The organism is bacterium (assembly GCA_020440705.1).
Lineage (GTDB): Bacteria > Krumholzibacteriota > Krumholzibacteriia > LZORAL124-64-63 > LZORAL124-64-63 > JAGRNP01.
Genome location: JAGRNP010000023.1, coordinates 1 through 21785, shown reverse-complemented (window position 1 = coordinate 21785; position 21785 = coordinate 1). Strand labels below are relative to the sequence as shown.

Sequence of the window (21785 nt, the reverse complement as noted above, 5' to 3'; positions counted from 1 at the left end):
GGAAGCGGAGCGCGGGGTGGAACCTAGCGCGTCTTGTCCCGCGGGAAGGCGCCGTGGGTCTGCACCCGCACCGGCTCGTCCGCGATCTTCTGCAGGAGCACCTCGACGGCCTTCTCCAGCTGGGGATCGCGTCCGGCGATCTCCTCGTGGGGCAGGTTGTCGATGGGGATCGTCGGGTCGACGCCGTGGTTCTCCACGTCCCAGTCGCCGTCCACGTTGAACAGGCCGAACTCGGGGAAGGTGACCCCGCCACCGTCCATGAGGCGGATGTTGCGGCTGATGCCGACGAGGCCGCCCCAGGTGCGCGTGCCGATCACGGGACCCAGCTCGTAGTACTTGAAGTAGTAGGGCAGGGCGTCGCCGCCGCTGCCGGCGTAGCCGTTGCTGATCATGGCGAGGTGGCCGGCGAAGGCGGTGCCGGGCGTGCGCCAGTCCTGGCCATAGCGGGGTTTCCAGAGGTTGACCAGCTTCTGCCTGAGGATGTTCATGAAGAAGTCGGGAATGAACCCGCCGCCGTTGAAGCGCTCGTCGATGATGAGCCCCTCCTTGCGCAGGTTCGGGTAGTAGCCCTTGGCGAAACCCTGCTGGCCGCCGACGGCCGTGTTCGGCATGTGCAGGTAGCCGATCCTGCCGCCCGACAGCTCGTCGACCCGGCGCCGGTTCTTCTGCACCCAGGCCTCGTAGCGCAGGTCGAACTCGCTGCCGATGGGCACCACGGTGACCTCGCGGCTGTCCTTGCCGTCGGGGCCGGCGGCCACCTCGAGCACCACCTGCTTGCCGACCTTGTCCTCGAGCAGGCTGAAGGGGTTCAGGGGCGCCTTCAGTTCGACGCCGTCGACCGCGATCAGATACTCGTCGCCGGCGACCTCGCTGCCCGGCATGTTCAGGGGCGCGGGGGTGCCGGCATTCCAGTCGACCTCGGTGTAGACGCGGCCGAAGGTGTAGCGGTCCTCGCCGTCCTTCAGGGCGAAGGTGCAGCCCAGCAGGCCGGTCGCCACCCGCGGCGAGTGCGGCACGTCGCCGAAGCGCACGTACGAGTGGGAGCTGTTCAGCTCGCCGATCAGCTCGCCGAGCACGTAGGCGAAGTCCTGGCCGTGGGCCACGTAGGGCACGAGCTGGCCGTAGCGCTCGTACATGTGGTCCCAGTCCACGCCGTGCATGCCCGGGTCGTAGAAGAAGTCCCGCTCCTGGCGCCAGGCGTCACGGAACATCTGCCGCCACTCGGCCCGCGGGTCGATGCGCGCCTTCATGTCGCCCACCCGCAGGGGCTCCTTGGCCGGCTTCTGGTCGGCCTTGGCGTCGATGATACCGTACTTGTCGCCGCGCATGGCGTAGAGCAGCTTCTTGCCGTCGGCCGAGAGCTGGAAGCCGAAGGCGCCCTCGAGCACGGTCTTGGCTTCGCGGTCCTTCATGTCGAAGACCATGATCGACGACGTCGCGCCCTGGTTGCCGCGACCGCCGCCCGGGGTGAACGGCCGGCTCATGTAGAACAGCTGGCCCGACGCGAACTGCAGGCTGAAGTAGTTGCCGGGACCCACGTCCAGGGCGAACATGCGGTCACCGATGCCGTCGACGTCGATCACGAGGGCGTCGTCATCCGCGTCCTCCTTCTCGCCGTCGTCGTCTTCCTCGGCATCCTTCTTCTCCTTTTTCTCCGCGTCCTTGTCCTTGTCGCCGTCGTCGTCCCCGTCGTCCTCCTTGACGGCGACCTCGTCGCTCTCGGGCGGGAACGGGTGGGCGACGTCGGCCCGCAGCGTCACGCCGTAGATGCCGTCCATGTTCGACCAGATCGGCTTGAGGTCGTAGCCGCCGATGGTCGGGTTGAAGTGCTGGCTCGAGGCGAAGAAGAGGTACTTGCCCTCGTCGTCGAAGGCGGGCGCGGAGTCGTCGGTGAAGTCGTTCGTCACCCGGTGCACCGCGTCGCCGTCCACGTCGTAGAGGAAGATCGAGCGGAAGCCGTTCTCCCCGGACTTGGCGTAGGCGAGCCAGTCGCCGCCGGGGCTCCAGCCCCACTCGCGGATCTCGCCGGAAACCGACTGGTCGATCTTCTTCGTGCCGCCCTTCTCGACGTCGATCAGCCACAGGTTCATGGCCGCGTCGCTCATGACGATGCGGTCGCTCTCGGGACTCCACTCCAGGGCCATCTGCCAGGCCTTCGATCCCTTGGTGAGCCGCCGGGGTTCGCCCTTGCCGTCGGCCTGCCGCACCCACACCTCGTATTCGCCGGTCTCGTCGCTCAGGTAGGCGATCCACTTGCCGTCGGGCGACCAGACGGCGTCGCGCTCGCGCACGCCCGGCGTCGCGGTGAGGTTCCGCACCGGGCCCTTCTCGGCCGGCACCGTGAAGATGTCGCCCCGGGCGGTGAACACGGCCCGCTGGGCGTCGGGTGCGATGGCGCCGCCCTCGACCCGGTCGCCGACGGACTCGAGCCGGGCGCGGGTCAGGACGTTGTCGCTGCGCAGGGTGACCTTCACCCGGCGCGTCTTCTCGGTGGCCAGGTCGAGCACCTCGAGTCGGCCGCCGTTCTCGTACACGATGGCGTCGGGGCCCAGGCTCGGGTACTTCACGTCGTACTCGTCGTGCTTCGTCACCTGCCGGTTCTCGCCCGTCGCCAGCTCGTGGCACCAGATCTCCAGCCGACCCGACTGGTCGCTCGTGTAGTAGATGCGGTCGCCGTGCCACATGGGGTGGTTGTCCGACCCGATCCAGTCGGTGATCCGCCGGGTGTCGTTGGCGGCGAAGTCGTACACCCAGATGTCCTGGGCCATGCCGCCCTTGTAGCGCTTCCAGGTGCGCTCTTCGCGCGTGATGCGGTTGAAGGCGAAGCGCTTGCCGTCCGGCGAGTAGCTCGAGAGGCCGCCCGTGGGCAGGATCATCCTGGTGGGCAGGCCGCCTGTCGCCGGCACGGTGTAGAGCTGCAGGTCGCGCCCGGTGCGGCTCTCGCGGCCCGACTGGAAGCGCACCGCGCGGCCGTCGGGCTGCCAGTCGATGATGCGGTCGAAGCCCGGGTGCCACGTCAGGCGCACGGGTTCGCCGCCGCCGGCGTCCACCGCATAGATGTCGAGATTGCCGTCGTAGTTGCCCGTGAAGGCGATGCGCGAGCCGTCGGGGCTGAACTTGGGCGAGCGCTCGTAGCCGACGCCGCTGGTCAGGCGGCGGGCCTCGCCGCCGGCGGACGGTACGGTCCACAGGTCGCCCGCGTAGCCGAAGACGATGGTGTCGCCGTGGATGTCGGGAGTGCGCAGCAGACGCATGTCGGACGCGTCGGGCGTCCCCTCGACGACGTCGGCCGCGAGCACGGGCGCGGCCAGCAGGACGAGCGCAGCCAGGGCGGCGGCGCGCAGGACGGGAAACGGGCGCATGGACTGGGGCATCAATGACCTCCGCTGTGGGGAGAGCCGCCGGGCAGCGACGCCAGGGGCGCCGGACCCAGATCGGCCGGATGATTCGCCACGAGATGGATCAGGCCCGCGATGGCGGCGACGTTCCGCGCCAGCTCGTCGGGGTCGATCTTGTCGAACGTGTCGGCGCGGGAGTGGTGCACGTCGAAGTAGTGCGTCCCGTCGACCCGGTGGCCGGCCCCGGTCACGCCCTGGCGCACGATCGGTCCGACATCGGCCCCGGAACCGCCCTTCCAGACGTTCCAGTCGCCCGGAGCGAGCACCGCGAGCGGCGCCGCCCGCCGGGCCACTTCGGCCACGACCGTGCTGTCCGCGTCGATGGTGAAGCCCCGCGGGGCGAAGGCCCCCGAGTCGCTCTCGAGGGCCAGGACGTGCCGGTCCAGTTCGTGCCGGTGCGCGGCCAGATAGGCCTTGCCGCCGTACACGCCGATCTCCTCGGCGGTGAAGTGGACAACCCGCACTGTACGGAGGGGCCGCCCGCCGTGTTGCATCACCTCGCGGGCGGCGGCCAGGGTCTGCACCACGCCGGCGCCGTCGTCGTGGGCGCCGGTGCCCACGTCCCACGAGTCGAGATGGCCGCTCACGAGCACGATCTGCCCGGGCTTCCCGCGGCCGCGGATCTCGCCGATCACGTTGTAGCTGGTGGTCGAGTCGTGGTTGGCGGCCTCCATCATCAGCTGGACGCGGGGCTGCAACCCGCGGTCGCACAGGCGATGCAGGCGTCCGGCGTCCTCGACCGTCAGGGCGGCCATCGGAATGCGCGGCGCGTCGTCCTCGTAGCGCATCATGCCGGTGTGGGGGGCGCCGAGGCTGCGTCCGGTCACCGAACGGATCAGGCAGGCCACCGCCCCGTGCCGCGCCACGGTGCTGGCGCCCTTGACCCGGTACTGCACGGTCTTGCCGTAGCCTTCCCAGGGCATGTCGAAGAGCACGATCTTGCCGGCGGCCTCGTCCCGGCGGGCCTCGAACTCGTCCCAGTCGCGCACGGCCATGACCTCGGCCTCGAGCACCTCGCCGCCGGTGCCTTCGCTCAGCCCCATGGAGACCATGTCCATCGCGAACTCGACCGGCCCGACGCAGCGGGCCCATTCCCGGCCCCGCGTCCAGTGGGGCACGGTGACCGATTCGAGCCACACGCTGTCGCAGCCGGCCTCGCGCAGCGACGCCTGCGACCAGGCGATGGCCCGCGCCATGCCCGGCGAGGCGACCAGGCGGTTGCCCACGGTGTCGCACAGCTCGGCGAGCTTTTCGTAGGCCCAGGTGCCGGACCGGGCGGCCTCGATCAGGGCGGCCAGGTCGGGATCGGCCGGCGGCGGCGGCGGCGGCGGGACCTCGGCGGCGACCGGGGCTTCCGGGGCGTCCCGGAGCGAGGTGGCGGCGCCGCCGGTGCAGCCGGCGAGGAGCCCCGCGAGCAACAGGCCGGGCGCGGCCCTGAAGATGAGCCGGATCATGGCGGTCTCCTTGGCGAGGGAAGGGATGAACGTGCAGCAAACCGCGCCAATCTAGCACGAATCGGGGCCGGAGTCATCCGGGGCGGACCATGTGTCGTCGCCGCATCGCATTCGGGATGGCGGTCCGGCCACGACCTGGACTATGGTGGCCGGTGTTTCCCCGAACCGGAGTCCACCCGTTGCCATGAAGACCCTCCACCTCAAGCTCGCCCTGGTCGTCTTCGCCGTCCTGCTGACGGGGGCGGTGGGCGAGATCGTCGTCCGGGTCGTCGGTGCCACCGACGAGTCCGGCAACTTCACCTTCCGCAACCGGATCGTGCGGCCCCACGTGGTGCCGGTGGCGTCGGTGACCCGGCTCGCCGCCGAGCTGGCCGGTTCATCGGACTCCTTCGTGATGGCCGATCCCCACCTGGGCTGGGTGCCCCGTCCGCACGGCCGTTCCGCCGACGGCCTGTACGCCTACAACGCCCAGGGCATCCGTTCGCCGCGGGAGGAATTCCCGCCGACGCCGCCGCCCGGGGTGCTGCGCATCGCCCTGTTCGGCGACTCGTTCACCCACGGCGACGACGTCGTCTACGCGGAGAGCTGGGGGGCCCAGCTCGAGGCCGGTCTGGTGGCCGCCGGGCAACCCGCCGAGGTGCTCAACTTCGGGGTGGGGGGCTATGGCCTCGACCAGGCCCTGCTGCGCTTCTCGAAGACGGGCAAGGGCTTCGCGCCGGACGTGGTGGTCCTGGGCTTCCAGCCCGAGAACCTCAAACGCGACCTGAACCTGCTGCGGCCGCTCTACGAGCCGCGCACGCGCCTGCCGTTCGCCAAGCCCCGGTTCGTCCTGGCCGACGGCGGCATCTCGCTGATCAACGTCCCGGTGCCCGGCCCCGACGAGGTGCCGGGCATCCTGGCCGACCTGGAGAACTGGCCGCTGCTGCCCTACGAGGGGTTCTACGATCCCGCCGACTACGGGCGCGCCTGGTGGCAGCACAGCCGGCTGTTGGCCACGATTGCGGAGTTCCGGCGCGGCTACGACGATCCCTGGGCCATCCGGCGGTCGGTGTTCCGGCCCACGGGCGAGGAGCCGCAGCTGGGTTGGGCCATCATCCAGGCGCTGGCCGGCGAGGCCCGGCAGGCGGGGGCCGACTTCGTGATCGTGCACCTGCCCACGGTGCAGGACCTCTACATGGGCCGGCAGCTGGGCAAGCTTCCCTACCAGCGTTTCCTCGACGCCCTCGACCGCGACTACCCGGTGGCCCATCCCGAGCAGGCGCTCACCGCGGCCATCGAGGCGGAGAACACCGCCGCCGTCTACAAGGGGCATTTCAACGCCCGGGGCAACCGCATCGTGGCCGAGGCGCTGCAGGCCGTGCTCCTGGCCCGGGTCCGGGCCGACACCACCGGGCGCTGAACCGGATCAGCGGCGCAGCTCGTCGCCGATCTCGCCGCTCATCTCGGCCGACCGCAGCACCCGCACCGACTCGGTGCCGTCACCCGCCCGCAGCCGCACCACCCGCAGTTCGTAGCCCTCGTAGCCCTGGTAGGTCTGCCGCATGCCGTCCGGGCCGGCGAAGGTGATGGTGCCGTAGCCGTCGCTGGTCTCGGCCACGCGGGCGGGCCAGGCCTCGCCGAAGCGCCCGATGACCTGCCACCCGTCGGTGGTCACGGCCCGCACGAAGTCCGCCTCGGTGGCGTACCGCGGTGGCCGCCCAATCCCGAATCCGATCGCCGCCGCCACGCCCAGCACGAGCACCGCGACGGCCAGTCTGTTCCGTGTCATGGTTTCCTCCCCGGGCGGGAGCATGGCGCAAAAAAAGGGATCCGGCGACCGAAATCGCCGGATCCCGTCGGGAACGGGGCGGACCCTAGCCCAGCTTCTTGAAGACCTTCCTCACGTGCCTGAGCGCGAGGTTGAGCTCCTTCTTCGTGATCACCAGCGGCGGCGCGAAGCGGATCACGTTCTCGTGGGTCTCCTTGCAGAGCATGCCCTCCTTCATCAGGGCCTCGCAGTAGGGGCGGGCCGGCCGGTCCAGCACCAGGCCGATGAACAGGCCCTGGCCGCGCACCAGCTTGATGCTCTTGGCGTCGATCTTCTTCAACTCGTCCATGAACCAGGGGCCCAGCTTGGCGCTGTTCTCCACCAGCTTCTCCTCGACGAGCACCTTGATGGCCTCGCGGGCGACGGCCATGCCCAGGGGATTGCCGCCGAAGGTCGAGCCGTGGTCGCCCGGATGGAAGACGCCCATGACCTCGTCGTTGGCCAGGAAGGCCGACACGGGGTAGAAGCCGCCGCTGAGGGCCTTGCCGATGATCACGGCGTCGGGCGTGACGTCCTCGTGCTGGAAGGCGAAGAGCTTGCCGGTGCGGCCCAGGCCGCTCTGGATCTCGTCGGCGATGAACAGGACGTTGTTGTCCTTGCAGATCCGGGCGGCCTGCTGCAGGAAGCCCTGGGGCGGCACGTTGATGCCGGCCTCGCCCTGGACGGGCTCCACGATGAAGGCGGCCGTGTTCTTCGTGATCGCCTCGGCCAGGGCCTTGGCGTCGCCGAAGGGGATGATCCTGAAGCCCGGCGTGAAGGGGCCGAAGCCGTCCTTGTACTGCTCCTCGGTGGAGAAGCCGACGATGGTCGTGGTGCGGCCGTGGAAGTTGTCGGCGCAGACGATGATCTCGGCCTTGTCCTTCCGGATCCCCTTGACCTTCTCGCCCCATTTGCGCGCGGCCTTGATGGCGGTCTCGACGGCCTCGGCGCCCGAGTTCATGGGCAGCACGCGGTCGTAGCCCGTCAGCGCGCAGAGCTCCTTGCAGAAGAACGGCAGCTGGTCGTTGCGGAAGGCGCGGCTGGTCAGGGTGACCTTGGCGGCCTGCCGGCGCAGGGCCTTCAGCAGGCGCGGGTGGCAATGGCCCTGGTTCACGGCGCTGTAGGCGGCGAGGAAGTCCATGAACCGGTTGCCGGCCACGTCCTCGACCCAGACGCCCTCGGCCTTCCTGATCACGATGTCCAGGGGGTGGTAGTTGTGCGCGCCGAACTCGTCCTCGATCGCGATCAGCTTCTCCGCCTTCATGGCAGCCTCCTCTGCGGGGTGGTGCGGTCGCGCCGATGCCGGGGGCGACCCGCGAAATCCCGCCCAAGATAACCTCCGGGGCGGCCAAGTCCAACCCGGATTCCCCGGGCGCGATGGCCTGAATCGCTTGAATGGAGCCGGTTTGCGGGCCCTGACGGAAAAAACGGCGTCGCCGCGGATTTTTACTTTACAAACAAAAGTACTTTCGATATTAAAGTATGGCGCGCGGTCGGAATGCCCGCAGACGGAGATGGATCTCCGGTGCCGGCGACCGCCGCAAGACGATCCGGAACGGCATGACCATCGGTGGGGACTGGGCCCGCCGGCGGCTCGTGAATCCGGGTTCGGTCCGACGTTCTGGTCTTGCCGGATCCTGACGGAGCACTGGCCCTGGGCCTGGGATTCCTTCACGGGACGGAAGACGGACCTCCGACGGCAATCGGGGGGCGGGTCACTGGTCCTGGGTGCCAGCCGCCCCCTCGCCAGACCACCTCACCCGAATGGATTCGGGGAGGACGGGTTGGCGGGCGCGAGCCGAGGCCAGACGAAGGACCCGCATCAGGAATAGGCAGGGCGGCCATTCCTGAGACCCAGGGGCCGGCGGTGCGCGACACCAAGCCAAACAGCGCCGGCCCCTGCACCGCGGAACGGCATCGCGGCAGGCTGGAATCGCACGGATGCGATGGCCTCGCCGCGGGCAGGTGATGACGCCCGGCAGGGAGGCCGGCTGGCGTGGCACCGAAGAACGCCGCGGGTTCCGCCGGCTCCGGTTCCTCCGGATCCCCGGGGGGCGGCGGCCCGTTAGCCCCGATCATCCACGGCAGGGCCAGGTTGCTGATCCTGTCCTTCCTCGTGCGCCATCCCCGCTCGCACCGCTTCACCGACCTGCGCGACGGCCTCGGCATGACCGACGGTTCGCTCTCGGTGAACCTGAGCAAGCTGGAGGCGGCGGGCTACGTGCAGATCTCCCGCGACTTCGTCGGCCGGAAACCCCAGACCCTGGTCAAGCTCACCCCCGCCGGAAAACGCGCCTTCGGCCGCTATCTCGACGACCTGCGCCGCCTGGTGCCGGGCCTGGCCGACTGATCCGGGGGCCAAACCCCTTGTCCCGGGGCCCCTGGATCTGGTACAAAGGCGGGGTTCGACCCCGACGTCCATCCTTCCCCCCGCGACGGAGAAGTTCCCCATGAAACACCTGCTGCCGATCGCGTTGTGCGCGATCCTCCTGGCCGGGCCCGCCCTGGGCGCCGACCAGACCCTGCTGCTGCGCGAGCCCGACCTCTCGGCCGACCACCTGGCCTTCGTCTACGCCGGCGACATCTGGGTCGCCGCCCCCGACGGTGCCCAGCCCCGGCGGCTGACGAGCGCCGAGGCCGACGAGGGGAATCCGATCTTCTCGCCCGACGGCAGCCTGATCGCCTTCGCGGCCGACTACGGCGGCAATCTCGACGTCTACGTGGTGCCGACGGCCGGCGGGCAGCCCCGCCGCCTCACCTGGCACCCGGGACCGGACTTCCCGGTCGCCTGGTCGGCCGACGGGCGCGCGGTGGCGTTCGTCTCGACCCGCGAGACCGACCACGGACGTTCGGGCCAGCTCTACCACGTGGACCTCGCGGGCGGGCTGCCCGCCAAACGCATGGAGGCCCGCTTCTACCGCGGGGCGTACGACGCCGCCGGCGGCCGCCTGGCCTACATCGCCCACGGCTCCGGCTACAACGGGCTCTTCGGGGGCTCGTCGGGCTGGAAGGGGTACCGCGGCGGCACGACGCCCGAGATGATGGTCATGGACCTGGCCAGGGGCGGGGTCGTGACGATCCCCGGCGCCGGGTCCACGAACTTCAGCCCGGTGTGGCTGGGGGAGACGCTGTATTTCGTGTCCGACCGCGAGGACGAGATCCACAACATCTACCGCTGGAACGAGGCCGACAACTCGGTCGCGCGCGTCTCCGCGGAAAAGGTGTGGGACGTGCGTGACGCGGCCGGCCACGGCGACGTGCTGGTATACGAGGCGGGCGGTCGCCTGTGGCGCCAGCCTGCCGCCGGCGGGGCCGCGACCGAGATCGTCGTGTCCATCGCGCCGGATCTGCCCCAACTGCGTCCGGCCTGGAAGGACGCTTCCCGCACCATCCAGGGTCTCGACCTGTCGCCCACGGGCAAGCGCGCCCTGGTGACGGCCCGCGGCGAGGTGTTCACCGTGCCGGTCGAGGACGGTTCGACGCGCAACGTGACCAGCACGGGCGACCGTCGCGAGTACTCGGCCCTCTGGTCGCCCGACGGCGGCGAGCTGGCCTGGATCGTCGACTCGCGCGAGGGCCAGACCCTCGTGATCGCGAACCAGGACGGCCGCGGCGAGCGGCGCGAGTACCCGCTGGGGCCCTCCTTCTACGACCTGCGGTCCTGGAGCGGCGGCGACACGCCCCGCATCGCCTACACCGACAACCACCTGTCCCTGTACGTGATCGAGACCGACGGCGGCCGCATCACGACCATCGACACCGGCGTGCGGCGCGAGTCGGTCGAGCTGGCGTTCTCGCCGGCGGGCGACTGGCTCGCCTACACCCACGAGCAGGCCAACTACAACCGCGACCTCGTGCTCCACGACCTGGCCGCGGGCAAGCGCCACGTGATCACCGACGGTGCCGCCGACGTGGCCGCGCCCGCCTTCAGTCCCGACGGCAAGTATCTCTATTTCGCCGCCTCGACCAACGCCGGACCGATCCAGGTCGGCCTGAACATGACCAGCCAGGAGCGCCCCTACCGGGCGGGCCTGTACGCCGTGGTCCTGGCCGCCGACGGCGAATCGCCCCTCCTGCCGGACGGCGGCGACGAGGAGGCCGCCGGCGGCGACGACAAGGGCGACAAGGAGAAGAAGGGCGGCAAGGGCAAGAAGGACCGGAAGGACAACGGCGACGACGAGGAGAAGGCCGACGCCGCGACCCGCATCGACCTCGACGGCATCGCCGCCCGGATCGTGGCGCTGCCCGTGGCCGAGCGCAACTACGGCAACCTGGCCGTGGGCGACGACGGCGCCCTGTACTACCTCGACTTCCCGCAGCCCGGCGGCTCGAACGAGCCTCCCGGCGAGCGCGGCGAGGCGCCCGAACTGGTGCGCTTCGACTTCGACGACCTCGAGGCCAAGACGGTCATGTCCGGCGTGCGCTCGTTCGTGGTCGCGGCCGACGGCAAGCATGTGCTGCTGCAGAAGGGCCGCGGCCAGCTCTCGGTGGGCAAGCTCGGGGCCAAGATCGAGGCGGAGAGTCTCGGCACCGGCGACGTGCGGGCGCGCATCGACCCCCGCGAGGAGTGGGGCGTGATCTTCGACGAGGTGTGGCGCATGGAGCGCGAGTACTTCTACGCGCCGACCCTGCACGGCCTCGACTGGGACGCGGTCTACGCGCGGTACCGGCCCCTGGTCGCCCACGTGGGACGGCGCGAGGACCTCAACGACCTCATGGTGGAGATGATCGGCGAGATGCAGGCGGGCCACAACCGGGTCGGCGGCGGCGACGTCCATCGGGAGGACGGCCCCGGCGCCGGATTGCTCGGCGCCAACTTCGAGCTCGTCGACGGGCGGCACCGGGTGACCCGGGTCTACACCGGCGAGTCGTGGAATCCGTTCACCGCGGCGCCCCTGGCCGTGCCGGGCAACGGCGTCCGCGAGGGCGAGTTCATCCTGGCGGTCAACGGCCACGAGCTGGGGGAAGGCGACAACATCTTCGCCCACCTCGAGGGCACGACCGGCGAGCAGGTGACCCTGCGCGTGGGGCCCCGCGCCGACGGCAAGGACGCCCGCGACATCGTCGTCGAGCCGACGGGGTCGGAACGCGGCCTGCGGCTCTGGTACTGGATCGAGGCCAATCGCCGCCGTGTCGCCGAGGCCACCGACGGCCGCGTGGGCTACGTGTACCTGCCCAACACGGCGGGCGCCGGCTACACCTACTTCAACCGGATGTTCTTCGCCCAGGTCGACAAGGAAGCCCTGATCATCGACGAGCGGAGCAACGCCGGCGGCCAGGCGGCCAACTACATCATCGAGGTCCTCGGCCGCAAGCACCTGTCCGGCTGGAAGGACCGCGACGGCGAGATCTACAACACGCCCATGGGGGCCATGCACGGCCCCAAGCTCATGCTCATCGACCAGGACGCCGGTTCCGGCGGCGACTACCTGCCGTGGTCGTTCCGCTACGCGGGGCTGGGCAAGCTGATGGGCACCCGCACCTGGGGCGGCCTGATCGGCATCTCGGCCAATCCGGGCCTGGTCGACGGCGGCTTCCTCGCCGTGCCCTTCTTCCGCTTCTTCACCCCGGAGGGCGAGTGGAGGGTCGAGAACGAGGGCGTGGCGCCGGACATCGAGGTCCGACTCGATCCGGTGCAGACCAACGCGGGCCGGGATTCGCAGCTCGAGGCGGCGATCAGCGAGGTCCTGGCCGAGCTGAAGGGGCATCGCAACACGGTGCCGACCGAGGCGCCGGCGCTGCCGACCGAGCTGGGCAAGTAGGACGGTTCGGCAGGAGAGCGGACGGGGGCCGTCGTCAGGCGGCCCCCGTCGTGCGTCCGGTGGGATCAGAAACTCCAGTAGCGGGGAATGAGCACCGAGGCGCCGACCCAGACGACCAGGTTCAGCACCATGCCGAGACGCAGGAAGTCGGCGAAGCGGTAGCCGCCCGGACCGTAGACCAGCAGGTTGGTCTGGTAGCCGATGGGCGTCGCGAAGCAGGCCGAGGCGCCGAAGCAGATGCCCACCAGGAAGGGCCGCGGATCGACCCCGTACGCTCCGGCCGTGGCCAGGGCCACCGGCACCAGCAGCACCGCCGTGGAGTTGTTGGACAGCACGTGGGAGAGCAGGCTCGTCAGCACCACGAACGCCGCCAGCACGACCCGCGGCCCGCCCGCCTCGAAGACCGAGAGGAATCCGCGGGCGTAGAGGTCGGCGGCGCCGCTGCTGGTCATGGCCGTACCCAGGGAGATCGTCCCGACGATGAGCATCAGCACCGGCACGTCGACGGCCTCGTAGGCCTCGTGCAGGCGCAGGCAGCCGCTGACGAGCATGAGGAAGGCGGCGGCGAGGGCGGCGGTCATGATGTCGGTCACGCCGCCGGCGGCCGCCGCGACCATGCCCGCGAAGACGACCACGGCCACCGGCGCCTTGCGGATGTTGGCGGGCCGGGGCACGGCGCTGTCGGCGATGATCAGGTCGGGATCGGCCTGCAGTCGCGACAACCGCAGCTCGCTGCACTGCAGCAGCAGGATGTCGCCCACCGCCAGCCGCAGCTGGTTCAGCTTGCCCGCCTCGTAGTGCCGCCGCCGCCGCTGGGCGCCCACCACCCGCAGGCCGTCGCCGAGTCCGAGATGCGTGCCCCCGATCCGGCGCCCCAGCAGGTGCGACTCGGGCGGCACGATGGCCTCCACGAGCTGGGTGTCCTCGCGGTAGGGCTCGTCCATGGGGCGTCCGGCCAGGGTCGGCAGCGTCACGTGGCCCCGCTCGAGCACGGCGACCAGCTCGGCGGCGGTGGCGCTGACCAGGATCAGGTCGCCGGCGGCGAGGGTGCAGTCGTCGGTCGGGGGGAAGAGCACCCGGCGCCCGCGCAGCACCTCGTGCACCTCGGGCGCCTCCCGGCCCGAGCGCAGGGCCTCGGCCGGGTCGCGGCCCACGGCGGGGCTGTCGGCGGGCACGAAGAGTTCGGCGATGTAGCGGTGCCGCGCGCCGTGGGCGTGATGGAAGATCGGCGGATGGGTGCGGGGCAGGAGACGATCCGCGAGCAGGAGCACCAGGATGATGCCGACCACCGCCAGGGGCACCCCGACCCGGGCCAGTTCGAACATGCCGAGAGGCGCGATCCCGCGGTCGGCGGCCAGGTCGCTGACGATGATGTTGGTCGAGGTGCCGATGAGGGTCGTCGTCCCGGCCAGGATCGAGGCGAACGAGACGGGCATCAGGAAGCGCGCCGGCGAGAGGTCGAAGCGGCCGCTCAGGGCCAGGATCACGCTCAGCATGAGCACGACCACCGGCGTGTTGTTCACGAAGGCCGACAGCAGCCCCACGAGCAGCACGCTCACCAGCAGGATCAGCCGCGGCCGCCCGCGCGTGACGGCGGCCATCAGGCGGGACAGGAAGACGAGCCCGCCGGTGCGCATCAGCCCCTTGGTGACGATGAAGAGGGCCCCGACGGTGACCGGCGCCGGGTTGGCGAAGCCGGCCACGGCGTCGGCGGGGCGCAGCACCCCCGTGACCATCAGGGCGACCATGATCCCGATGGCCGTCAGGTCGTAGGGCAGGCGCTCGCTGATGAGCAGCGCGAGGGCCGCCAGCAGGACGAGGGTGACGATGAGGATCTCGAAGGTCATCGCGCTGCTCCAGTTCGTTGCGGAACAGGAAGATAGCGCGAAGGCGGGGAGGCCGCACCCCAGGCCGGAAACGAACCGCCCCGGGTGGAACCACCCGGGGCGGCGTGCGGTGCGCGACGGCGGCCGGGCGCTCAGGCCCGGTGCACCGTGCGCGAGGCGGTCCCGGCGGTGGCCAGGGGGGCGCCGACTTCGGAGCCGTCCCACCAGGTCACCAGACCGGTCTCGAAGCGGTCGAGGGGGAAACCGTCCTTGCGCGGCACGGCCCGCACCGTGAAGCCGCGGCGGCCGGCCCGGCGGCAGGCGATCTCGCCCGAGAAGATGACCGCCCCGTCGTCGGCGGTGCCGGCGGGGAACAGGGTCGCCGTCTCGCCGTCGGGGATCGCCCCGTTGGTGTCGACCAGGCCGTGGTAGGCCTCGACGAGGATCTCCTCCGGCGGGATGGCGCCGAGCTGCAGGTGGGCCGTCACCTTCAGGCTCGTGCCCATGGGCTGGTCGCCGCGCGGGGGATCCTCGACCCGGGTGATGGTCACCGCCGGCCACGACGCGTGCACGCGGCGCCGCCAGTCGGCCAGTTCGCGGGCCTTGGCGAAGTCGTCGGCGCCGAGCCGGCCGGCGTTCTGGACGCACGGGATGTAGAACCGCTCGGTGTACTCCTCGACCATGCGGTTGGTGTTGAACTCGGCGTTCACGGTGCGCATGGAGTTCTTCATGATGCGGGTCCACTCGCGCGGCACGTCGTCGCTGCTGCGCTCGTAGAAGGTCGGCACGATCTCGTTCTCGAGCAGGTCGTACAGGGCCGTCGACTCGACGTCGTCCTGGTAGGCGTGGTCCTCGGCCTGGTCCTCGTAGTCCTCGCCGGCGCCGATGGACCAGCCGTTGTCCTGGTGGTACCCCTCGCACCACCAGCCGTCGAGGATGCTCAGGTTGATGCCGCCGTTGGGCGGCACCTTCATGCCGCTGGTGCCGCTGGCCTCGAGGGGCCGGCGCGGGTTGTTGAGCCACACGTCCACGCCCTGCACCAGGTAGCGCCCCACCTCGATGTTGTAGTCCTCGATGAAGACGATCCGCTTGCGGAAGCGCTCCTCCTGCGCGAGGTGGATCAGCTGCCGGATCAGCTCCTTACCCGGATGGTCCTTCGGGTGCGCCTTGCCGGCGAAGATGAGCTGCACCGGTCGCTCGGGATCGTTCAGGATCCGGGCCAGGCGGTCCGGATCGCTCAGGATCAGCGCCGCGCGCTTGTAGGTGGCGAAGCGTCGCGCGAAGCCGATGGTCAGGGCCTCGGGGTCGAGCACCTCGGAGGCCTGCTTCACCCAGGCGCGGTTGGCGCCCCGCTTGCGCAGCTGGCTGCGCAGGCGGCCGCGCACGAAGCCGACCAGGCGCTCGCGCATGCGCTCGTGGCTGCGCCACAGCTCGGCGTCGGGGATCATGTCCACGCGGTCCCACAGGGTCTTGTTGGTGGGATCCTCGAACCAGCGCGGACCGAGGTAGCGGTCGTACAGCCGCGCGATCTCGTGGCACAGCCAGCTCCGCGTGTGGATGCCGTTGGTCACGTGCGAGATGGGGATCTCCTCGACCGGTACGCCGCGCCAGACCTCCTGCCACATGCCGCGCGACACGTGGCCGTGCAGTTCGCTGACGCCGTTGACGAAACGGCTCAGACGCAGGGCGAGCACCGTCATGCAGAACGTCTCGTTCTGGTCGAGGGGGTTCTGGCGGCCCAGGGCCAGCAGGCGCTCGATGCCGATGCCCAGCTCGTCGGCCTTGGACGTGAGGTACTTGCGCACCAGGTCGGGCGCGAAGTGGTCGTTGCCCGCCGGCACCGGCGTGTGGGTGGTGAAGACGTTGCTCGCGCGCACGAGCTCGAAGGCCGTCTCGTAGTCGAGTCCCCGGTTCTTCATGAGCAGGTTGATGCGCTCGAGGCCCAGGAACGCCGAGTGCCCCTCGTTCAGGTGGCACACCGTCGGCTCCAGATCGAGGGCCATCAGCGCCCGCAGGCCGCCGATGCCCAGCAGGATCTCCTGCCGGATGCGCATGTCCTCGGCCCCGCCGTAGAGCCGGCTGGTGAGCTCGCGGTCCTCGGGCAGGTTCTCGGGCAGGTTGCTGTCGAGCAGGAAGAGCGGATTGCGGCCCACCTGCACCCGCCAGATCCGTGCGCGCACCGTGCGGCCGGGGTAGTGGACCTCGATGGTGCGGGGATCGCCCGCGTCGTCGCGCACCTGCTCCATCGACATGTTGTAGAAGTCGTTGACGGTGTAGCCTTCCATCTGCCAGCCGTCGTGGTTCAGGTACTGGCGGAAGTAGCCCTCCTTGTAGGCCAGGCCCACGCCCACCAGGGGCAGGCCGAGATCCGTCGCCGACTTGAGATGGTCGCCCGCCAGGATGCCCAGGCCGCCCGAGTACAGGGGCAGCGACTCGTGCAGGCCGAACTCGAGGGAGAAGTAGCCGACCCGCGCGGTCGGCAGGTCGTCGTGCTCGCCCTGGAACCAGGTGGGGCGGTTGAGGTAGCGGTCGAGGTCCTCGCGCACGCGCTCGAGGTGGGCGAGGAACGCCCGGTCCTTGCCCAGGGCCGCCACGCGCTCCGGCGACAGGGACCCCAGCACCGCGACGGGATTGCCGTCGTGGGCGTCCCACTGGTCGGGATCGACCCGGCGCAGCAGGTTGATCGCCTCGACGTTCCACGTCCACCACACGTTGCGGGCGATGTCGAGCAGCGGCTTGAGGGGGTCGGGCAGATTGGGCGTGACGACGAAATTCTGGATGGCAGGCATGTCCACTCCGTCTCGTGGGCCAACAGCAAAAAACCGGTCGCCCCGGACTCCCGGGTGGCGACGGCGGATGGGGCGTGGGAAGATGGTCCTGTGCACCGGCTTTGTCTTCGGCGGCCCCCGCCCATAATAAAGCCGGAATCTCGAAATCGTCACCGGGAAAAGAGGAGCGATGTCCCCCCGCAACCCAGCCGCCGCTTCCGCGCCGCCGCGGGTGCTCGACATCCGCCCGTCGGCCGCGTTCCGGGCCGGCCACCTGCCCGGCGCCGTGGGCCGGCCGGTGACGTCCCCGCCGCCGGGAGCGAGCGCCACGGAGCACTTCAACGCCGCCGTGCCGTCGATCTTCCTGCCGCCGCGCGAAGTGCCGCTGCTCGTGGTGGCGGACGACGGCGCGCTGGCCACCGCCCTCGCCGCCCATCTGGAGGGACGCGGACGGGTGCCGGTCACGGGCTGCACGCCGGCCGATCTGCCGCCCGGCGCCCTGGCGGAGCGGGGCGACGCGGGCCGGCACCTGTGGGAGCCGCCGGCCTTCCTGGCCGCCCACGCGGATCTGCTGCCGCCGCCGGCGCTGGGGCCGGTGCTGGACCTGGCCTGCGGGAGCGGGCGGGCGGCCGTGTGGCTGGCGGCGCGGGGCTACCGCGTCACGGCGGTGGACTGGCAACCGGAGGCCCTGGCGTTCGGCCGCCTGCTGGCCGCCGACCTCGGGGTGGAGGTGGCGTGGGTCGCGGCCGACCTGCGAGATCCTGGTGCACGAGGAAAGCCACGACCCCGACGGTCGTCCGGCCGCCGGGGTCGTGGCGCGCCGTCTCCGGCGCTGCGGGTCCGCTACTTGACGAGAGTGATCTTCCGCGTGAGCCGCTCGGTGGCCCCTTCGACCAGCACGATGTACAGCCCCGACCCGACGCGGGCGCCGCTGGCGTCCAGGCCTTCCCAGTTGACGGACTGGGGCCCGGCGCCGAACTCCTGGTCGGCGAGGACGGCGACGCGGCGGCCGCTCGGGGTGTAGACCGAGATGCGGGCGCGCTGGGCCGTCCCGAGGCGGAAGCTGATGGTGGTCATGGGATTGAACGGATTGGGATAGGCCTTCAGTTCGCGGATGCCGGTGAAGGCGGGCACGGGCGTGAGGCGGGCCTCGTCGAGGTACTCCCACGAGCCGGTGCCGGCGTCCATGTAGAGGCGGTAGACGACGTCGCCGGAGCCGGCGGCCGTGCGGTCGACCGCTTCGTAGAACCCGCCGCCGAGCACCGTGAACGGCACGTCCCAACTGGATGCCGGCTCGTCGGCCCAGGCGCCGGTCACCCGGAACTCGACGGCCTGGTCGTAGAGCAGGGCGTGCCACTCGAGGGTCACGGCCTGGCCGTCCCAGGTGGCGCCGAACGCCGTCACGGAGATGGCGGAGAGGGAACAGCCCACCGGCCAGGCGCCCATGGTGCCGCACGGGCCGTCGCCGCTGCTGGGGCTGCTGGTCGCCAGGGTGAACGCGGCGGCGCCGTCCCCCGAGCCGCAGAAGAGCGGATCGGCGGTGATGTTGTCGGCCGTCGCCAGCTGCGTCGCGATGGCCCCCACCCAGTCGCCCTGGCTGTTGCCGTAGATGTTCGAACAGGTGATCTGCGGCTGGCCCGCGCCCTCGGCGCTGATGCCGCTGCCGTTCTGGAAGGCGACGATGGTGGCGGTGATGTTCGGCGAGGACTCGTAGGCGAAGAGCCCGCCTCCGAGCACCTCGGCCGTGTTCTCGGTCAGGGTGCAGTGCTCGAGATCGGTGGTCGCGTCCTCGAAGCAGGCCAGGGCGCCGCCGTAGCGCGCCGTGTTGCCGTAGAACGTCGACTGGTCGATGGCGGGCTGCGAGGCCACGTCGGCGAAGATGGCGCCGCCGTACGACTTGTCGCCGAAGGTGCCGTTGCCGTCGAAGATCGACGAGTACACCGTGGGCGACGAGGCGCCGCGGCAGCTCAGGGCGCCCCCCCAGCTGGCGGCGTTGGCCGTGAAGGTGCAGCCGCGGATGAGCGGCGACGAGTAGATGCTGCAGTCGATGGCGCCGCCGCCCTCCTCGGCACGGTTGTCGCGGAAGACGCAGCCCGTGATCAGGGGCGTGGACATGGTGCACCGGATGGCGCCGCCGCTGCCCTGGCTCTGGTTGCCCTCGAAGGTGCAGTTGTAGATCTGGACCGTGCTGCCGGAACAGAAGATGGCGCCGCCGCTGCGCTCGAAGCCCGTCCGGCCGGCGGCGTAGCCGTTGCGGAAGGTGATGTTCGAGACCAGGGTCGCCTGGGACGCGCCGTCGACCAGCAGGATCCGGCCCTCGCTGCGGGCGTCGATCACGACATCGCGGGGATCGCCGCTGGCGCCGACGAGGGCGACCCCGTTCGGCAGCCGCAGGCCGGATTCGTAGTAGGTGCCGGGCGCCACTTCCACGCGGTCACCGGTGGCCGCGGCCGCGAAGGCCTCGGCGATCGTGGCGTGGTTGGCGGGGACGCTCAGGGTGGCGGCCTCGGCGGTGGCGGGAAGGGTTCCGGGGATCAGGGACGCGGCCAGGACCAGGCCGGTCGCGATCAGGAATTTGCCGGTCATTCTCCAGCTTCCTCCATGGACATGCGAGCGCAGGTGCCGATTCGTGGGGTTAGACCGCGCACTAGGGACTGCCTTGTCCCGACACAGCAATATGCGGTCCCTTTAGCGGTTGTGGCAAACGGCAAAATCTCTTATTTTTGGGGCTAGGAGCGGTTTTGCGGCTGATATTGAGAATCGGCGGCCGGGACGCTCCCGAAACCGGATCTCTAGACGTAAGTTTGGAAACACGGTAATAACTGAACCTGAGACATTACTTGAAGCCCCCACCGGACAGGGTGACAAGACCATGACCGCTAAAAAAAACCGGTACCTGACGGTCATCGTGGTCGCGGTCCTGCTTCTCGCAGGGCTGCTCTATGCCGTCTGGCCCGATCCCTTCCCGACTCCGGAGCCCATGACCTTCCGCTGGACCCCGCCGACCACCGGCGCGGTGGCCGTGCGGTACGACGTGGAGATCCATGCAGGGGTCGAGGGATCCGATGAAGTCATCTCCACCACCGTCACCGAGCCGGAGGTCACCTTCGACGTGGAGTGGGTGAAGCTCTACCGGATCCGTGTGCGCGGTGTCGACCAGCTCGGCCGCGCCGGCGAATGGTCGGAGTACTCGCTCTCGCACGATCGCGAGCTGGACGACCCGCCCAGCATCTGATCCGCATCCCCTCCGCAACGGACGTCGCCGCCGGCTGGACATCGTGCAGCCGGCGAGCGACTATATGGCCGGCAGAACCGAACCCCCGTCCGGCCACAGGGCCTGGAGGCGACCGTGCAGATCGGCATCATCGGATTCAAGTTCACCGGCAAGACCACCCTCTTCAACGTCATCACCGGCGCCGGCCAGCCGACGGGGGTTGGGGGCGTCGAGCCGCATCTGGCCGTGGGCCGGGTGCCCGATCCGCGCCTCGATCGCCTGACGGCCATGTTCAAGCCCAAGCGGCAGGTGAATGCGAGCGTCGAGTGGGTCGACATCCCGGGCTTCGCGGGCGGCGACGGGGGCGGTCAGCGCGAGTCGACCAAGTTCCTCGAGCACGGCCGCAAGGTCGACGCCCTGGCCCAGGTGGTGCGCTGCTTCGGCGGCGGCTACGGCGCGCCCGATCCCGTGGGCGAGCTCGAATCGATGGCCCTCGAGCTGGGCCTGGCCGACCTGCAGATCGTCGAGAACCGGCTGGAGAAGCTGGCCAAGGAAAAGGCCCGCATGGGCAAGGTGGCCAACCCCCTCGAGCCGCCGATGATGGAGCGCTTCCGCGCGCAGCTCGAGAACGACCGGCCGCTGCGCGATCTCGAGCTCAATCCGGACGAGGCCAAGATCTCGTCGGGCTACGCCTTCCTCACGCTCAAGCCCATGATCGTCGTGCTGAACCACGCCGAGGGCGAGGACGCGCCGGATGACGCGGTCGCCGCGGCCCGCGCCATGGGCGCCGAGGTGGTGGCGCTCTGCGCGAGCGTGGAAGAGGAGCTGGCCGAGCTCGAGGCCGGGGAGGCCGCCGAGTTCCTGGCCGATCTGGGCATCGCCGAGCCGGCGTTGAACCGCATGATCCGCGCCTCCTACGGCGCCCTCCAGCTCCAGAGCTTCTTCACCGTGGGACCGGACGAGTGCCGGGCCTGGGCGGTGCGTCGGGGCGCCACCGCGCCCGAGGCCGCCGGCGCCATCCACTCCGACCTGCAGCGCGGGTTCATCCGGGCCGAGGTGACGGCCTACGACGACCTCATCGGGGCCGGCGACATGGCCAAGGCCAAGGCCGCGAACCTGGTGCGGCTCGAGGGCAAGCAGTACGTGGTCCGCGACGGCGACATCCTCGAGATCCGGTTCAGCGTGTGAGCCGTTCCGGGGTCAGCGCCCGCCCGCCTGCCGGACTCCGGTCCGTCCGAACGCCCCTGCTGATCGCGGGGGCGTTGCTGTGTGCGGCCGGCGCGATCCTGATCGCCCAGGCCGAGCGGTCCGTCTTCGGTCGCGTGCCCATCCTGGACGAGGTGTGGTACCTCGACCGGGCCGCCGAGTTGACCGGCGCCGCGCCGCGGGATCCCGTCGCCGAACCCTACTTCATGTCGCCCCTCTATCCGGTGCTGATCGCCGCGACCGGCGCGGGCGGCGGCGTGCCGGCCGACCGGGTCTTCGACGGCGGCGCGCTGCGGGGGCTGCGCGCGTTCCAGTGGGCCCTGTGGCTCGGGACCGCCGTCCTGCTGGCGGCGCTGGCGGCCCGGGCGGCG

13 protein-coding genes and 1 pseudogene are annotated in these 21785 nt (G+C 70.5%); 7 read left to right on the top strand and 7 right to left on the bottom strand.

The genetic code is table 11. The annotated features are described in order from the left end of the window. Positions 1–23: 23 nt before the first annotated feature. Together KDM41_05660 and KDM41_05655 are read right to left on the bottom strand one after the other, a co-directional pair. Positions 24–3374 (bottom strand): PD40 domain-containing protein, encoded by a 3351-nt coding sequence (locus tag KDM41_05660; protein MCB1182899.1) that lies wholly within the window; start codon positions 3372–3374, stop codon positions 24–26. Next, entirely contained in the window at positions 3374–4852 is a 1479-nt protein-coding gene (locus tag KDM41_05655) for a M20/M25/M40 family metallo-hydrolase (protein MCB1182898.1), read from the bottom strand. The genes KDM41_05660 and KDM41_05655 overlap by 1 nt, the downstream gene beginning before the upstream one ends. A 184-nt stretch (positions 4853–5036) precedes the next feature. Between KDM41_05655 and KDM41_05650 the strand changes: the two genes are divergently transcribed. Then, the gene (locus tag KDM41_05650) at positions 5037–6251 is read left to right on the top strand and encodes an SGNH/GDSL hydrolase family protein (protein ID MCB1182897.1); all 1215 of its coding nucleotides are present in this window, start codon (positions 5037–5039) and stop codon (positions 6249–6251) included. 6 nt (positions 6252–6257) lie between these two features. On the opposite strand, the gene KDM41_05645 is transcribed toward KDM41_05650, so the two are convergent. Both KDM41_05645 and rocD read right to left on the bottom strand, forming a co-directional pair. Then, positions 6258–6620 (bottom strand): hypothetical protein, encoded by a 363-nt coding sequence (locus tag KDM41_05645; GenBank protein MCB1182896.1) that lies wholly within the window; start codon positions 6618–6620, stop codon positions 6258–6260. Between the two features lie 85 nt (positions 6621–6705). After that, on the bottom strand, positions 6706–7902 hold the full coding sequence (gene rocD, locus KDM41_05640) for an ornithine--oxo-acid transaminase (GenBank protein ID MCB1182895.1): 1197 nt from the start codon (positions 7900–7902) through the stop codon (positions 6706–6708). Positions 7903–8712: 810 nt separating this feature from the next. Here rocD and KDM41_05635 point away from each other — a divergent pair. Together KDM41_05635 and KDM41_05630 are read left to right on the top strand one after the other, a co-directional pair. After that, positions 8713–8988 carry a transcriptional regulator gene (locus KDM41_05635; protein ID MCB1182894.1) on the top strand — a complete coding sequence of 92 codons (276 nt, stop codon included), beginning with the start codon at positions 8713–8715 and terminating at the stop codon, positions 8986–8988. A 100-nt stretch (positions 8989–9088) separates the two neighbouring features. After that, positions 9089–12400 (top strand): PD40 domain-containing protein, encoded by a 3312-nt coding sequence (locus KDM41_05630; GenBank protein MCB1182893.1) that lies wholly within the window; start codon positions 9089–9091, stop codon positions 12398–12400. 65 nt (positions 12401–12465) lie between these two features. Here KDM41_05630 and KDM41_05625 read toward each other — a convergent pair whose 3' ends face one another. Together KDM41_05625 and glgP are read right to left on the bottom strand one after the other, a co-directional pair. Then, on the bottom strand, positions 12466–14247 hold the full coding sequence (locus KDM41_05625) for an SLC13 family permease (protein MCB1182892.1): 1782 nt from the start codon (positions 14245–14247) through the stop codon (positions 12466–12468). Positions 14248–14378: 131 nt separating this feature from the next. Then, positions 14379–17021 (bottom strand): alpha-glucan family phosphorylase, encoded by a 2643-nt coding sequence (gene glgP / locus KDM41_05620; protein MCB1182891.1) that lies wholly within the window; start codon positions 17019–17021, stop codon positions 14379–14381. A gap of 163 nt (positions 17022–17184) precedes the next feature. On the opposite strand from glgP, the pseudogene KDM41_05615 reads away from it, so the two are divergent. Then, positions 17185–17754, top strand: a pseudogene (locus KDM41_05615) (methyltransferase domain-containing protein). An 83-nt stretch (positions 17755–17837) separates the two neighbouring features. Here KDM41_05615 and KDM41_05610 read toward each other — a convergent pair. Continuing rightward, a complete protein-coding gene (locus KDM41_05610) occupies positions 17838–19580 on the bottom strand; it encodes a right-handed parallel beta-helix repeat-containing protein (protein ID MCB1182890.1) in 1743 nt (580 codons plus the stop codon). Positions 19581–19866: 286 nt separating this feature from the next. Between KDM41_05610 and KDM41_05605 the strand changes: the two genes are divergently transcribed. The 3 genes from KDM41_05605 to KDM41_05595 all read left to right on the top strand — a co-directional run. Continuing rightward, positions 19867–20229: a hypothetical protein gene (locus KDM41_05605; protein ID MCB1182889.1), complete on the top strand. Its 363-nt coding sequence runs from the start codon at positions 19867–19869 to the stop codon at positions 20227–20229. A 114-nt stretch (positions 20230–20343) separates the two neighbouring features. Then, positions 20344–21396: a redox-regulated ATPase YchF gene (gene ychF, locus KDM41_05600; GenBank protein MCB1182888.1), complete on the top strand. Its 1053-nt coding sequence runs from the start codon at positions 20344–20346 to the stop codon at positions 21394–21396. Positions 21397–21470: 74 nt separating this feature from the next. Further along, positions 21471–21785 (top strand): hypothetical protein (locus KDM41_05595; protein ID MCB1182887.1); only part of this gene is annotated, 315 nt, incomplete at its 3' end.